General features: G+C 67.1%; 17 protein-coding genes and 1 tRNA gene. 11 read left to right on the forward strand and 7 right to left on the reverse strand.

What is annotated here, in order from left to right:
* Window positions 1–14 precede the first annotated feature (14 nt).
* Both ACIHA7_RS15865 and ACIHA7_RS15870 read left to right on the forward strand, forming a co-directional pair.
* A complete protein-coding gene (locus tag ACIHA7_RS15865) occupies window positions 15–1121 on the forward strand; it encodes a PDR/VanB family oxidoreductase (RefSeq protein ID WP_397289884.1) in 1107 nt (368 codons plus the stop codon).
* Window positions 1122–1151: 30 nt separating this feature from the next.
* Complete coding sequence (locus ACIHA7_RS15870; protein WP_397289886.1) at window positions 1152–2930, forward strand: SDR family oxidoreductase; 1779 nt, start codon at window positions 1152–1154, stop codon at window positions 2928–2930.
* Here ACIHA7_RS15870 and ACIHA7_RS15875 read toward each other — a convergent pair.
* A complete protein-coding gene (locus tag ACIHA7_RS15875; RefSeq protein WP_397289889.1) occupies window positions 2927–3442 on the reverse strand; it encodes a hypothetical protein in 516 nt (171 codons plus the stop codon). The two genes, ACIHA7_RS15870 and ACIHA7_RS15875, sit on opposite strands and share 4 nt — an antisense overlap.
* Window positions 3443–3971: 529 nt before the next feature.
* On the opposite strand from ACIHA7_RS15875, the gene ACIHA7_RS15880 reads away from it, so the two are divergent.
* Entirely contained in the window at window positions 3972–4979 is a 1008-nt protein-coding gene (locus ACIHA7_RS15880) for a zinc-binding dehydrogenase (protein ID WP_397289892.1), read from the forward strand.
* Between the two features lie 56 nt (window positions 4980–5035).
* Complete coding sequence (locus ACIHA7_RS15885; RefSeq protein ID WP_397289894.1) at window positions 5036–5191, forward strand: hypothetical protein; 156 nt, start codon at window positions 5036–5038, stop codon at window positions 5189–5191.
* Here ACIHA7_RS15885 and ACIHA7_RS15890 read toward each other — a convergent pair.
* Window positions 5179–5619: a nitroreductase/quinone reductase family protein gene (locus ACIHA7_RS15890; RefSeq protein ID WP_397289896.1), complete on the reverse strand. Its 441-nt coding sequence runs from the start codon at window positions 5617–5619 to the stop codon at window positions 5179–5181. The genes ACIHA7_RS15885 and ACIHA7_RS15890 overlap by 13 nt on opposite strands.
* A 119-nt stretch (window positions 5620–5738) precedes the next feature.
* Here ACIHA7_RS15890 and ACIHA7_RS15895 point away from each other — a divergent pair.
* The 3 genes from ACIHA7_RS15895 (at window position 5739) to ACIHA7_RS15905 (ending at window position 8318) form a co-directional block, all read left to right on the forward strand.
* A tRNA-Ile gene (locus tag ACIHA7_RS15895) sits at window positions 5739–5812 on the forward strand.
* A gap of 610 nt (window positions 5813–6422) precedes the next feature.
* On the forward strand, window positions 6423–6791 hold the full coding sequence (locus tag ACIHA7_RS15900) for a peptidase inhibitor family I36 protein (RefSeq protein WP_397289898.1): 369 nt from the start codon (window positions 6423–6425) through the stop codon (window positions 6789–6791).
* Between the two features lie 333 nt (window positions 6792–7124).
* Window positions 7125–8318 carry a lipase family protein gene (locus ACIHA7_RS15905; protein ID WP_397289900.1) on the forward strand — a complete coding sequence of 398 codons (1194 nt, stop codon included), beginning with the start codon at window positions 7125–7127 and terminating at the stop codon, window positions 8316–8318.
* 3 nt (window positions 8319–8321) lie between these two features.
* Here ACIHA7_RS15905 and ACIHA7_RS15910 read toward each other — a convergent pair whose 3' ends face one another.
* On the reverse strand, window positions 8322–8762 hold the full coding sequence (locus ACIHA7_RS15910; RefSeq protein WP_397289902.1) for a hypothetical protein: 441 nt from the start codon (window positions 8760–8762) through the stop codon (window positions 8322–8324).
* A 141-nt stretch (window positions 8763–8903) separates the two neighbouring features.
* On the opposite strand from ACIHA7_RS15910, the gene ACIHA7_RS15915 reads away from it, so the two are divergent.
* Complete coding sequence (locus tag ACIHA7_RS15915; RefSeq protein ID WP_397289904.1) at window positions 8904–9464, forward strand: YdeI family protein; 561 nt, start codon at window positions 8904–8906, stop codon at window positions 9462–9464.
* 11 nt (window positions 9465–9475) lie between these two features.
* Here ACIHA7_RS15915 and ACIHA7_RS15920 read toward each other — a convergent pair whose 3' ends face one another.
* Window positions 9476–10117, reverse strand: coding sequence for an NAD(P)H-dependent oxidoreductase (locus tag ACIHA7_RS15920; protein WP_397289906.1), 642 nt, complete (start codon window positions 10115–10117; stop codon window positions 9476–9478).
* Between the two features lie 51 nt (window positions 10118–10168).
* Between ACIHA7_RS15920 and ACIHA7_RS15925 the strand changes: the two genes are divergently transcribed.
* A complete protein-coding gene (locus ACIHA7_RS15925) occupies window positions 10169–10525 on the forward strand; it encodes a MerR family transcriptional regulator (protein ID WP_397289908.1) in 357 nt (118 codons plus the stop codon).
* A gap of 144 nt (window positions 10526–10669) precedes the next feature.
* Window positions 10670–11176, forward strand: coding sequence for a flavin reductase family protein (locus ACIHA7_RS15930; RefSeq protein ID WP_397289910.1), 507 nt, complete (start codon window positions 10670–10672; stop codon window positions 11174–11176).
* Window positions 11177–11179: 3 nt separating this feature from the next.
* Here ACIHA7_RS15930 and ACIHA7_RS15935 read toward each other — a convergent pair whose 3' ends face one another.
* From ACIHA7_RS15935 to ACIHA7_RS15945, 3 genes are all read right to left on the reverse strand, one after another.
* Window positions 11180–12019 carry an RNA polymerase sigma factor SigF gene (locus ACIHA7_RS15935; protein WP_397289912.1) on the reverse strand — a complete coding sequence of 280 codons (840 nt, stop codon included), beginning with the start codon at window positions 12017–12019 and terminating at the stop codon, window positions 11180–11182.
* On the reverse strand, window positions 12009–12329 hold the full coding sequence (locus tag ACIHA7_RS15940) for an anti-sigma factor (protein WP_397289915.1): 321 nt from the start codon (window positions 12327–12329) through the stop codon (window positions 12009–12011). The genes ACIHA7_RS15935 and ACIHA7_RS15940 overlap by 11 nt, the downstream gene beginning before the upstream one ends.
* Window positions 12330–12550: 221 nt before the next feature.
* On the reverse strand, window positions 12551–12742 hold the full coding sequence (locus ACIHA7_RS15945; protein ID WP_397289917.1) for a hypothetical protein: 192 nt from the start codon (window positions 12740–12742) through the stop codon (window positions 12551–12553).
* A 164-nt stretch (window positions 12743–12906) separates the two neighbouring features.
* On the opposite strand from ACIHA7_RS15945, the gene ACIHA7_RS15950 reads away from it, so the two are divergent.
* Window positions 12907–13590 carry a PAS and ANTAR domain-containing protein gene (locus ACIHA7_RS15950; RefSeq protein WP_397290792.1) on the forward strand — a complete coding sequence of 228 codons (684 nt, stop codon included), beginning with the start codon at window positions 12907–12909 and terminating at the stop codon, window positions 13588–13590.
* Window positions 13591–13592 lie beyond the last annotated feature (2 nt).

The raw sequence follows: 13592 nt of genomic DNA on the forward strand, positions 1-13592 counted from the left end.
GCTGGGGTTGGAGCGTGACTTCGCGGCAGATCCCAGAACAGTTGCCCGCCGACCTGTTCGGCAAGGGCGACCGCGACCGGGCGGTGCGGGTGCTCGACGCGGTCGCCTCGGCGCGACTGCGCTGGACGACGATGATCAACCGGCGCGATCTCGCGCCGCGGGTCGACGATCACCGGCTGGCCCTGGTGGTGACCGAACGGCGGATCGAGGCGCACGACCAGGACGTGGTGAGTCTGCGACTGGCGGCGCCGGATCGGCGGGAACTGCCGCCGTGGCGGCCCGGTGCCCACCTGGATCTCGACCTGCCCTCGGGCCGGTTGCGGCAGTACTCGCTGTGCGGCGACCCCGCCGACACCCGGGCGTATCGCGTTGCGGTGCGTCGCATTCCGGACGGTGGCGGCGGGTCGGTGGAGGTACACGACAATCTTCCGGTCGGCGCGCCGATCACGGTGCGCGGGCCGCGCAATGCCTTCCCGTTCGCGGTGCCCGGCCACGGATCACCGGCCGCCCGTTTGCATTTCATCGCGGGCGGGATCGGGATCACGCCGATCCTGCCGATGGCGCGGCTCGCGCAGCGGCTCGGTATCGAGTGGTCGATGGTGTACACCGGCCGCAGCCGCGACACCATCCCGTTCCTCGACGAGATCGCCGGGTTCGGCGACCGGGTCACCGTGCGCACCGACGACGAGCACGGCCTGCCCGACGCCGCCGCGCTGCTGCACGGTGTCGCGGCCGACACGGCGGTCTACTGCTGCGGTCCGGTGCCGATGACCACGACCGTCGCCGCCGCCATACGCGAAATGCCCTGGGTGGAACTGCATTCCGAGCGTTTCTCGCCACCCCCGATCGTGAACGGCGTGCCGTTCGAGATCGAGTTCGCGTCCACCGGTGAAGTGGTCGAGGTGGCCGCCGATCGGTCCGTGCTGGACACCATCCTGACGACCCGCCCGGACCGCCCCTACTCCTGCCGCCAGGGCTTCTGCCGCACCTGCAAGGTCCGGGTGCTCGCAGGCGAACCGGAGCATCGGGAGACCGTGCTCACCCCGGCCGAACACGAGGCGGGCGAGATGCTCGTCTGCGTATCCCGCTCGCCCGGTGGGCGACTGGTGCTCGATCTGTAACCACGACCTCTGGTCAGCAAGGAGAAACCGATGACGACCATCGAACCACCGGAGCTCGTGGCCGCCGAGCGGACGGTGCGCAGCGGCGAATTCGAGCTCGCCGTCTACGAATACGGCGATCCGAGCGCGGAGACCGTGCTGCTGGTGCACGGCTGGCCGGACACCAACCACCTCTGGGACGCGGTGGTGCCGTTGCTGGCGCGCCGCTTCCACGTCGTCACCTACGACACCCGCGGGCACGGGCGCTCCACCCGCACCCGGCGCACCGAGGACTTCCGGCTCGACCGGCTCGCCGCGGACTTCTTCGCCGTCGCCGACGCGGTGAGCCCCGACCGGCCCGTGCATGTGCTCGCGCACGACTGGGGCTCGGTGCAGGTGTGGGAGGCGGTCTGCGAGCCGCAGGCGGCCGCGCGGGTCGCCTCGTTCACCTCGGTGTCCGGGCCGAACCTGGACCACATCGCGAATTGGATGCGCGCCAGGTTGTCCCGGCCCACCCCGCGCAATCTCTGGCAGCCGTTCAGCCAGGTCTTGTCCTCGGCGTACACCTTCTTCTTTATGACGCCGGGCTTGCCGAGGGCCGTCTTCGGACTGCTCGGCACCGAGCAGCGCTGGCAGCGGGTGGTCTCGATCATGAACGAGACATCGCCGTCGAAGGTGATCCTCGGCCCGACGTTCCGGCAGGACATGGTCGACGGCCTGCTGATCTACCGGGCCAATATCGTGCAGCGGCTGCTCGCGCCGCGCGAGCGGCACACCGAGGTGCCGGTGCAGCTGATCGTCGCGGGCCGCGACGTCGCCGTCCGGCCCGCCGGATACGACGACGAACGCAAATGGGTGCAGCGGCTGTGGCGCCGCGATGTGCCCGCCGGGCACTGGATGCCGTTCTCCCACCCCGAATTGCTGGCCACCGCGACCACCGAGCTGATCGACACGCTCGGCGGCGGCGCGGCCCCGCGCGGGCTGCGCCGAGCCGAAGTCGGCCGTAGCGCAAAGCCGTTCGAGGATCAGCTCGTGGTGATCACCGGCGGTGGCAGCGGTATCGGCCGGGAGACGGCGCTGGCGCTGGCGCGCCGCGGCGCCGAAATCGTGCTCTCCGACATCAATCTCGTCGCGGCCAAGGAGACGGCCGAGCTGATCGCCGCCGAACATGGTGTGGCGCATGCGTACCAGCTCGACGTGTCCGACGCGGCAGCGGTGACCGATCACGCCGCCGCCGTGCTGGAAACCCATGGCGTGCCGGACATTCTGATCAACAACGCCGGAATCGGCCAGGCCGGTGGCTTCTTCGACACCTCGGCGGCGGAGTTCGACCGGGTCATGCGGATCAACCTCGGCGGCGTGGTGAACGGGTGCCGGGCTTTCGGCGCCGCGATGGCCGAGCGGGGGCTGGGCGGACACATCGTCAACCTGTCCAGCATGGCGGCCTACAGTCCGCAGCAAGGGTTCAGCGCCTACTCCACCAGCAAGTCGGCGGTCTTCATGTTCTCCGACTGCCTGCGTGCGGAACTGTCCGGTCGCGGCATCTCGGTGCACACCATCTGCCCCGGCATCGTGCACACCAATATCGTTGCCAACACGACCTTCTCGGGTGTCAGCGCGGAGGAGGAGAAGCGCAAGCAGGAGCGCTACGACAACCTCTACCGGATGCGGCGCTACGGTCCGGAGAAGGTGGCCGAGCAGATAGTGCGGGCGGTCGAGAAGGACCGCAGCATCGTCCCGGTCACCCCGGAGGCCAGGGTGCAGTACCACGTCAGCAGGCTCGCACCCGCGATCGGCCGGTTCGTCGCGGCGCGGGTGAAGCTCACCTAGCCGGCGGGCAGGGTGCGCAGCTCCGCCTCGATGGCCGCGACGCGCGCGGCGTCGACGCCCCACGGGTGTTCGACGCCGACCCTGCTGTCCAGATCCCACAGCACACCGGACTCGCCCGGCTCGGCGACCAGCGCCCAGGCGACCACGGTGCGGCCGAGCTGCTCGCCCATCGAGCCGTGCGAAACCTTCGGTGGCCCAGCACCTTCCGGGAAGTGATGCAGGAAGCGGCCGTACGCGTCGGCACAGAACGCGGCATACCGCTCGGTGCACAGAATGAAGCCGTGCCATGCCTCGTCCACCGCGTGTGACGGCATGCCGATGACCTGTCCGTCGCGCATGGCCGCGCCACAACAGCGCAACCATTGCCGTAGGCCCGTCTCCACCAGGTCGCGCGGCTGCCACGGGACTGTCTTGTAGACGGCCTCGGGCAACTCCAGCGCGGTGACGGCGGCGTTCACGGCACCGAGATCGATCGGGCTCTGCCGGGGTCTGCGGAAGCTGAAAGACGGCACAGTTCACTGTACGCAGGCGGGAGGGGCCGCTACGGTTCATGAATGGGTGGAGTTCTCCTTTTCCTGATCCTGGTGTTTGCGGTCGTGGCGGTGGTCATCATCAGCGTGATCGTCCGGTCGAAGCGTGGTAACAGGCGCAATCCGCGCTACCGGATTGAGCGTGGTGATTCGCACCACGGATATGGCAGCAGTTCTGATTCGTACTGGGTGGCGGGTGTCGCCGGTATCGATGCCGGTTCGTCGAGTAGTTGCAGCGGAGGCTGGTATCCGGAGTCCGGGGGCGGGCACCACCAGCACGGCGGAGGTCACCACGACAGCGGTGGCGGCGGCAGCAGCTGCGGTGGGGGTAGCAGTTGCAGTGGTGGAAGTAGCTCCAGCTGTGGTGGCGGGGGTAGCAGTTGTGGTGGCGGCAGTTCGTGAATTGCTTTCGCGCTGAGTGAAACCACTCGCACACGGCTTGACCTCAATAACGGTTCAGGTTCCATGCTGATTCCTGTCGGACGAAACAGGAAAGCTATGGAGGTTGGTCGTGCGCGCTGTGCAGGTAGCGGAATTCGGTGGGCCCGAAGTACTTACGGTGCATGACGTGCCGGAGCCGGTGGCCGGACCGGGCGAGGTGGTGGTGGATGTGGCCGCCGCCGACGTGATGTTCCTGGACGCCCGGCTGCGCGGCGGATGGGGTGGGGACTATTTCCAGCTGGCGACCCCCTACGTGCCCGGTGGCGCGGTGGCCGGCGTGGTCAGCGCGGTCGGTGCCGGAGTGGACGCGTCCTGGATCGGCAAGCGTGTCACCACCGCTACCGCAGCCAGCAAGATCGGCGGCGGCCAGCCGATCGGCGGCTACGCCGAGAAGGCACTCGCCAGCGCGGCAACACTCACCGTCGTGCCCGACGGGTTGAGCCTGGCGCAGGCCGTCGCGCTCGCGCACGACGGGCAAACCGCATTGGCCGTGTTCGACAAGGCCGCGATCCGGCCGGGGGAATGGGTGCTGATCACGGCGGCAGGCGGTGGACTCGGCACCCTGCTGATCCAGCTCGCGCGTGCGGCGGGTGCACACGTGATCGCCGCGGCGCGAGGCAGCGCGAAGTTGGCGTTGGCCGAACGCGTCGGCGCCGACACCGTGCTCGACTACGCCGAGCCCGGCTGGTCGGACAAGGCCAGGGCGGCGACCGGTGGTGCGGGGGCGAATGTCGTGCTGGACGGCGCGGGTGGTGCACTGGGCGAAGCCGCCCTCGAGGCCATCGCGGACAATGGACGATTCCTCGGCTATGGCATGGCCGCAGGCGAATTCGCGGCGATCGACAGTGCGTCGGCGGCTGCGCGCGGCATCACGGTGACCGGTCTGCTCGATATCACCGACGCCGAGACCGAGTGGCCGCGGCTGGCCGAGCGCGCGCTCGCCGAGGCCGCGGCCGGGCGACTGGAAGTGGTGATCGGCCAAACCTTTCCGCTCGACGAGGCCGAAAAGGCACACGCCGCCATCGAATCCAGGACTGCGGTCGGCCGCACCCTGCTGACGCTGGATTCCGCTGTCTGAGAGACCACCCGAGCAAGCTCTGGCGGGCACCCTGGCTCGGCGCTAGGGTGCCCTGCGTGGAGACTCTGATCGTTGTGGGTGTGGTCCTACTGGTACTCGCTGTCGTGGTGGTGGTCGTGCAAATAGCCAGCAGACCGCCCAAAGACGAAAGTCAATGGGACAGGGATGATCCCGACGACTGGGACGAGCGCGAAGACGACTACCGAGACTGACCCGCAGGCGTCAACACCACCACCGAGATCGGCCGCTTGGTCATCTTCTGATAGGCGCGGTAGCGACCCTTGTTGACCTTGTCCACGATCGCGAACCGGCGGTCATAGTCCGAATCGTCCGGATAGGTAGCCCGCGCGACCACCGGCACCTTGCGCCGCCCGATCTGAATCTCACACTCCTTATTGGCCTTCACATTCGCCAGCCACCCCGGTGGTCGCGGCGATCCACCGTTGGACGCCGTCACCAAGTAATCCGCCCCGTCCCGCCCATACGTCAACGCCGACGTGCGCGCCTGCCCCGTCTTACGCCCCACCGTCCGCAGCAACAGCGTCGGATTCCCGAACAGCGCCCGATGCCCCACCCAACCGCCGCTGTTCTCGTACACCCACTGATGCGCCTTCAGCACCTTCGCGAACACACTCGACATGGTCGACCCTCCACAACGGTTGCCGGACGCCCCACCCTAACCGCCACCCCGGGTCCGAGTGGTGCAAGTCCCACCCCAGCCGGTAGCATCCCCCACGCCTGCGGTACACCCGCAGAAGAGGGGCGGTAGCTCAGTCGGTTAGAGCCGTGGACTCATAATCCATTGGTCGCGGGTTCGAGCCCCGCCCGCCCCACACCCACGCATAAGCGGCTCATGCTCAGGAAGAGTATGAGCCGCTCTCGTTTCGTCGGGGACGACCATTTACCAGCGGCTTCGCCCAGGTCCGCGTGCCGACGTCTTCTTCCGGACCGGAATTTCGATCCGACCGCGCTGACCTGCTGATTCACCGTGTGATCGCCTCACCTGGCTTGGCGGCACATCTGTGCTTCTGATGATGATTGCGGTGCCATCCGCTGGGCAACGGAGCCCGATGGTCGAAGCGCCGCCGGTGGAGGGGATCAGCGGCGTCTTCGGTCTCAGGGGGCCGGTGCAGGGGATCACCGGCGAGGGGGGGCGAGGGCGGAGATGGGTTGTCGCGGTGTTGGTTCGGAGGGGCCGCCGCGGTAACCGATCTCTCGGATCAGATGCTGAGCTCGGCGGCTTGGTCGTGACTACCGGCAAACCGCGCCGAGCCGCGCCTCGGTGGCGCGCTGGTGCAGCCGCAGCGCCGAAATCACGGTGGGCCTGCGTGTTTCAGTGATGCCACAACTGGGGAATTTCATCGCATTTCCACGCGACTTCCGTTGGGCTACCGTCGATTTCACGGTAAGTGCAACATTGAACTTGATGGGGAGGACATGGCAATGCGCATGACTATCAGACAGGGTATGGCGGCGGCGCTGACGGTCGCCGGGCTGGCCGGAATGGGCGCGTTAGCCGCACCGGCGCAGGCCGAGGCGGGGTACGACCGATGCCCGGCCGCTCGCTTCTGCATCTTCAGCGAACCTAACGGCGGCGGCCGGATAGCCTACTTCCGGCTCGGATCAACCGACCTTCGCCTGCAGAACATGGATGGCCAGGTGCATTCGCTCTGGAATCGCACCTCCCAGTGGTGGCAGGGGTATACGGAATACAACTACCGCGGCGGGGTCATCTTCAACGTGAATCCAGGCTTGCAGTCCAACGTTCCTTCCGACGTCGCCCCTCAGATCCACTCGGTACGGGGCGTCTGACTCGCACTCAGTAGATGGCTCGATACCGCAGCCGGGCTCGACGCACAGACTCGACCCGGCTGCGGCTTCGATATCGCGGTGTAGGAAGCGGTTGGGCCGATCGTGACAACCGGCCGCCGCGGTGTTGGGCCTGGGCTTAGCGGCGGTAGTCGGCTCAGGCCGCGCCGCAGGAGTGCACTATCACGCGCGACCTGGCGTGCGCCCGTGGTTCACCATTGTCTAGACCTGGTATGCCGAGCGGAGTGTGGGTATCCGGGAGACGGAGCTGTTGCGGTAGGCGGTGGAGCTCGGTCGCCGCCACAGATGACCCGAACCAGCAGGAGTGGCTGCGCTATGACGACCCGATTTCGTGGTGTGACAAGGGTTTTGGTGTGGTTGGTGATGGCGGTCGTCGGGTTGGTAGGGGTGCCGTCGGCTGCGGCTGCGCCGGTGTATCCGGTCGGTGAATCCGATGGGTTCTACGCGGCGCCAGGGGATCTCGCGAACTATGCCGCGGGGGATGTGGTGCGCAGTAGGCAGGTTTCCGCGCCTGGGTTTCCTGGGGTGGTGGCGTGGCAGCTGTCGTATCGGTCGACGAACTCGGCGGGCGTCCCGATCGCGGCGGTGACGACGGTGTTGGTGCCGCCTGGTGGGGGGAATCGGCCGCTGGTGTCGTATCAGCCGTTCGTCAACTCGCTCGGGGTGCGGTGCGCGCCGTCGCACAGTCTGTTCGACGGGACGATGCAGGAGGCGCCTGCTGTGAATCTGCTGCTGGCCCGCGGGTGGGCGATCGCGGTGCCAGATCATCTGGGGCCGGCGAGTGCCTATGGTGCGGCGCGGCTGGGCGGCACGCTCACCCTCGACGGGATCCGCGCGGTGAAAAGGTTTGCGCCTGCGGGTCTGGCTGCGAGCCCCGTTGGTATGGCCGGTTATTCGGGTGGGGGCATGGCCACCGGATTCGCTGCCGCGCTCGCGCCGGAGTACGCGCCGGAACTGCCGATCGTCGGTGCCGCGCAGGGCGGGGTGCCGGTGAACCTGGCTACGTTGGCCCGTGATGTCGGGTCGACGCCGAACCAGCTGTTCGGGCTGGGTTTCGCAGCGGCTGTGGGATTGGAGCGGGAGTATCCCGATCGGTTACGGCTGGAGCCGCGGCTCAATCCTGCGGGGTTGGCGCTGCGCGACCGGATAGCCAACGCCTGTGCCACCGAGATCATCGACGCGGGGGCCAACCGCCGGCTGGCCGATGTCTTCACCGGCGGCGCCCTGGATGACGATCCGGCGACGGCGCAGGTGTTGCGGGAGAACAGTATCCAGGATTTCGGCGGTGTACCGCGGGTCCCGGTGTACCAGTGGCACGGCACCGATGATGTGGTGTCGCCGCAGGCGGTTCGCGACGTGGCGGGTCGGTACTGCCGTGCGGGGACCCCGGTGCGGCTGGACATGATTCCGGGGGCCGATCACGGTGCCGCCATGCTGGCGGGAGCGCCCCGGGCGCTGGACTACCTGGCCGACCGCTTCGCCGGGCGCCCAGCTCCCAGTACGTGCTGACCGCTAGCTCGGTATGCCGATCTTCTTGGTTTGTTTGGCAAGTTCCTGCTCGAACTGCTCGGGGGTGAACTTCAACTTCCCCTTGGGAAACTCCATGCACCCGTCGGCGGTGACGTCGCCGGTGAGGGCGGCTGCGCCGGTCTCCTCCGTGGCACCGGCCAGCTTGCCGTCGGGTTTGACGCCGCAGACGAAATACTGCCCCTTCTTCGCCGAATCGAGAATGAAGAAGAAGCCGTGGATCTCGCCTGCCTTCGGGGCCTTGTTCGCCGCGGTGCATTTACCGGCTTCGACGGGAGCGAGGTTGTCGCCGATGGCTTTTCCGGGCGTGATCGTCGCGCACCGGTAGCTCGGCGACGTTTCGGCGTTCGTGGCCGGGGCGACGGCCAACAAAGTCGCGAAGGTGGCGGCACCGGTCGCGACGAGATGAGCGGGTCGATAGTGCACGGGGTGACCTCGTTTCTGTGGACGGCTCTGGCGTGGGTATTCGGACCCGAGCCGGTTCTGGATTGGTCACCAAAGGGCGGCGGTCGAATTCGATGATGAAAGTGCTCATTTGGTGAGCACTTAACTGCGGATGATGGGTTCATGGAAAGCATCGACGCAGGTTCTCTTCGTTTCCCGGACGCGGCGCACTGGGAGTCGTGGCTGGCCGACCACTACGACGAGTCGGCGGGCGTCTGGTTGCTGATCGCGAAGAAGGGCGCCGAGGGGATCACGATCGGCGACGCCCTCGACGTCGCCCTGTGCTACGGCTGGATCGACAGCCATCGCAAGGGCTTCGACGACCAGCACTACCTGCAGCGGTACTCGCCACGGCGGCCGAAAAGCCCTTGGTCGCAGGTGAATGTGGCGAAGGCCGAGGCACTGATCGTCGCGGGCCGGATGCGCGAGCCCGGCCTGGCGGCGATCCGGGCAGCCGAGGCGGACGGGCGGTGGGCAGCCGCCTACCAGCGCCAGCGCGACGCCACCGTCCCGGCCGATCTGGCCGCCGCGCTGGCCGAGGACGAGCGGGCGCGGGTCCAATTCGAACTGCTGGATCGGACGCGGCAGTACGCGCTGTTCCTTCGGCTGATGAAGGCACGCACCCCGGCCGGGCGGGCCACGCAACTCGGCCAGATCGTCGCGTCACTCGTGCAGGCGAGCTAGTTGTGTTGCGCTCAGCCCAACGCAACCTTCCGGTCGAACGCCGCTTGGGCACGCTGCGCCAGGCCGCTACCGAGTTTGTACCCCTGGGCGGCTAGTTCTTCATGAGCATGCGGGTCACTGGTCTCGGTCCCATAGAGAACTTCGACGGAGGATTCGGCGATCTCGGGGTAACCGGCGATACCGTGCTCGAGCTGCAGCGTGATCGCGTCCTTGTACCCACGACGATCGAAGGTGCCTTGATTGATGCCCGCCAACGCGATGAAGTGCAGTTCTTTCACCGCGCTCGGGCCGTCGGGGGAGGTGTTCTCGTAGGCCCAGCCGCGGCTGAACACGCGATCGATCCAGCCTTTGGCCAGCGCGGGCATCGACCACCAGTAGACCGGGAACAACACGGCAACGACGTCGGCCGACTCGATCAACTCCTGCTCCCGCCGCACATCGGCGGGCACCCCACCGAGCAGCCGATGCACCGCGAGATCCGCAGGCCGGAATACCGGATCGAATCCCGAAGCGGTCAGATCGTGCACGGCAGCGGTGGTGTTCCCATCCTGGATGCCCTGCTCGACGGCGCGGGAGATGGCCCAGGTGGCGGACTCGTGGTCCGGATGGGACACCACGAGCAGTACTTTCGGCCGACTGCGTTCGTTCGTCATACCGGCCAAGGTAAAGTATGACACTAACGTCAATGTCAAGGAGAAGCTCAGGTGCAGATCAAGGATTTGAGTCGGCGCACCGGCGCGACTCCACGGATGTTGCGCCACTACGAGAACGCGGGCGTCCTGACCCCCGAGCGCGACCCCAACGGGTACCGGCACTACCGCGAGGAGGACGTCAAGACGGTGCACGACATCCGCTGTCTGCTCGCCTCGGGCCTCTCGCTCACCGAAGCCGCCACCTTGATCCATATCGCCTGCACCGCCCCGCAAAGCGCCACCGAGGAAGATCGCGAGCACGTACTGGCCCAGCTCGACGAACGCACCCGGCAATTGGACGCGGGTATCGAACGGCTCCTCGCGGAGAAGGCGAACCTGCTCAAACTCCGCCAGGACCTCGACCGCTGACCTGACGCGCTGCCCGAGAGCCGGAATCGATGGGCCCTGCGCACCACCGACTTCTCGTAGTGTGGTCTATGGACTGCCCACTTGCCGTGGTCCGCGCCGCACCCGAACGCGGTCCGGACGGCGGCCGAGCCGAGCGCGAGGATCATGTCGGACAACGTCACCACAGATCGCTCCGGTTTCGACGCGGTGATCGCGGCCGCTGATTATCCCGTGTTCGTCGTGACCACACGGGCCGATGGGCGCCAGGCCGGGTGCCTGGTCGGCTTCACCTCACAGGTGAGCATCGAACCGCCGCGGTTTCTGGTCGGCATCTCCAAGACCAACTTCACCTTCGGCGTCGCGATGGCGGCCGAGTACTTGGCGGTGCATCTGCTCGGTCGCGAACAGTCCTCGCTTGCCGCACTTTTCGGTGCGGAGACCGGCGACGACATCAACAAGTTCGCGCACTGCAAGTGGCACCCCGGCCCGTCCGACGTGCCGATCCTCAGCGCGGCCGCGGGCTGGTTCACCGGGCGGATCCTCGAACGCCACGACCTGGGCGACCACGTCGGCATGCTCATCGAGCCGGAGGCCGCCTCGCCCCCGCCGGCCCGCACCGACGCCCTACGCTACAACGCCGTCGCCGGGCTCAAACCCGGCCACACGGCGTAAACGTCAGGCAACGCAGACCGCGGGCTCCTCATCCGAGGCCTGGGCGCGCAGCGTGTTCAAGGTCTTGGAGAGAATGCGCGAGACCTGCATCTGCGAGACACCGAGTTGCTCGGCGATCTGCGCTTGGGTCATCGACTCGAAGAACCGCATGATCAGCACCCTGCGCTCCCGCTCGGGTAGCGCGGCGATCAACGGCCGGACCGTCATGGACTGTTCCAACAGCTGATAGCACGGCTCCTCCGCGCCGAGCCCCGCGGCGAGCGGCATCGGCGTGGCCTCCCCGTCGTCGCGGGTCACGGCATCTATCGAGTTGGTCTGGTAACCGTTCTTCGCGATCAACGCCTGGGTGACCTCACCGACATCGAGGTCGAGTTCGGCGGCGATCTCCCTTGCGGTGGGTACCCGGCCGAGCCGGTTCGACAGCGTCTCGGTCGTGGGCCCGAGCAACTGCTGAATCTCCTTGAGCCGACGCGGAACTCGGACCGCCCAGGTGTGATCGCGAAAGTGCCTGCGCACCTCGCCCATGATCGTCGGCACGGCGAAGGAGAGGAACGAGCTGCCGCGCGAGACGTCGAACCGGTCGACCGCGAGAATCAAACCGAGACTGGCGATCTGCTGCAGATCATCGAAAGACTCACCGCGACCGGCGAACTTGCGGGCGATGTGCTCGGCCAGCGGCAGGCACCGCCGCATTACTTCCTCGCGTAACTCGTTTCGATGCGGATCGTCCGCGTCGAGTGTTGCCATCTTCTCGAACCACGGCTCGATATTGTCGTAGCTGTCGCCGCGGGATTGCGTACGTCGCGGTGCGTCGGCCCGGTCCGCCGTGAAGTCACGCTGCATCGGATAACCCTCGCTCCCAACTGAATTCGATGGCCGTCGGATACCCTCCCGCCGTCGGCTCAAAAGGTTCTTTGATCAACTCGGCAGAATCGGTGAGTACCTGCACCAACTGCCAGCTCAACGGGTCACGGGTGATCTCGACATCGCGAGTGGTCGTCGCGCTGATCCGCGCGCTGATGCTGCGCCGGTTATAGGTGAACGCGCACCGCAGCGTCGAGCCGGGCACCGCGTCGAGGATCAGCGCGGTAGCCGCCTCGCTGAGCACCAGGCGAATATCCGGGATCGCATCGAGCCGGACCTCGGCCATCATGCACGTGGTGTCCGAGAGCGCCCGAAGCATGCCGAGCTCGTGCGGCTCAGCGGCCAGCTCGAAGACGACTCGGTGCGCGACCACGGATGTCTGGTGAGATGCAGATGTCCTGGAAGCCACCTTCATCATGTTCACCGCCTCCCATCGATTCACTGGGGCCATACCCGTGCCTGGCCGGGCCAATCACCTCGGCAACTTCTCGGCGTGCACTGTGACGGGCGTTACCCGGCATCGTGCGCGGCGCGCAACGGGCCGAAGACGTTCTCTCGCGCGGTCGGTGCAGGATTCGGGGCTTGTACCCCGAGGGCCCGAGCCAGGATGTCGCACGCGTGTTCACCGAGCACGCTGTGCTCGGCCGCAGGCCGCCGCAGCGGCGCCGACGGCGCCGCGGTCGCGGTACTCAGCAACTCCACCCAGGCACGCGAATGGGTCTATGCGTCAGACGCGATCGCTCAGTAGATCGACGAATTGGCCGGGGTCCTTTTTGAATGCACGGCATTTCAATATGGTTCCGACACGAGCGACCGACCGCCGACTCGATGTGAAAACCGCAGGTGAAGCGCATACTTACCGCGTGATGGAATCAGGCGCACCCGCCACCGAGGCGGCGACCGACGCGGTCGTCCAGGTGGTCGGCGGCGGCACAGCGCAGGCGACCGGGACCTTCGGATTCTGGTTCGCCGATCAGCGCTGGGAATGGTCGGACGCGGTCGCCGCGATGCACGGGTACGCGCCGGGGACGGTGACGCCGACCACGGAACTGCTGCTCTCACACAAGCATCCCGAGGACCGCGCGCAAGTCGCCGAGGCGATCGCCAAGTCGTTGCGCAACGCCGAGCCGTTCTGCAGCCGCCACCGCATCATCGACACCGCGGGGGTGACCCGCCATGTGATCGTGTTCGGCGACACCATGACCGATGACAACGGCAAGGTCATCGGCACCAAGGGGCACTACGTCGACCTGACCGACACCATCGACGAACAACGCCAGGACATGCTCGACGGCGCGCTGCCGGAACTTTTCGAGGCGCGGGCGGTGATCGAACAGGCCAAGGGCGTGCTGATGCGGGTCTACCGGCTCAACGCCGAGCAGGCGTTCCGGGTATTGCAGTGGCGGTCCCAGGAGACCAACGTCAAGCTGCGCACTCTGGCCAGTCGGCTGATCGCCGAACTGGACTCACTGCCGCCTGCGCCGCCGCAGGTGCAGACCGCGTTCGACCACTTGCTGCTGACCGTGCACGAGCATTCCGGAGCCGAATAGCC

Source organism: Nocardia sp. NPDC052316 (genome assembly GCF_044547795.1).
In the GTDB taxonomy this organism is placed as follows: Bacteria; Actinomycetota; Actinomycetes; order Mycobacteriales; family Mycobacteriaceae; genus Nocardia.

Bases quoted from the DNA above. Each gene is read 5' to 3' on its own strand.
- ACIHA7_RS15870 (WP_397289886.1), top strand. From the start codon at position 1,152: ATGACGACCATCGAACCACCGGAGCTCGTGGCCGCCGAGCGGACGGTG.
- ACIHA7_RS15890 (WP_397289896.1), bottom strand. From the start codon at position 5,619: ATGTCGAGTGTGTTCGCGAAGGTGCTGAAGGCGCATCAGTGGGTGTAC.
- ACIHA7_RS15900 (WP_397289898.1), top strand. From the start codon at position 6,423: ATGCGCATGACTATCAGACAGGGTATGGCGGCGGCGCTGACGGTCGCC.
- ACIHA7_RS15905 (WP_397289900.1), top strand. From the start codon at position 7,125: ATGACGACCCGATTTCGTGGTGTGACAAGGGTTTTGGTGTGGTTGGTG.
- ACIHA7_RS15915 (WP_397289904.1), top strand. From the start codon at position 8,904: ATGGAAAGCATCGACGCAGGTTCTCTTCGTTTCCCGGACGCGGCGCAC.
- ACIHA7_RS15920 (WP_397289906.1), bottom strand. From the start codon at position 10,117: ATGACGAACGAACGCAGTCGGCCGAAAGTACTGCTCGTGGTGTCCCAT.
- ACIHA7_RS15930 (WP_397289910.1), top strand. From the start codon at position 10,670: ATGTCGGACAACGTCACCACAGATCGCTCCGGTTTCGACGCGGTGATC.
- ACIHA7_RS15935 (WP_397289912.1), bottom strand. From the start codon at position 12,019: ATGCAGCGTGACTTCACGGCGGACCGGGCCGACGCACCGCGACGTACG.
- ACIHA7_RS15940 (WP_397289915.1), bottom strand. From the start codon at position 12,329: ATGATGGCCGAGGTCCGGCTCGATGCGATCCCGGATATTCGCCTGGTG.
- ACIHA7_RS15950 (WP_397290792.1), top strand. From the start codon at position 12,907: ATGGAATCAGGCGCACCCGCCACCGAGGCGGCGACCGACGCGGTCGTC.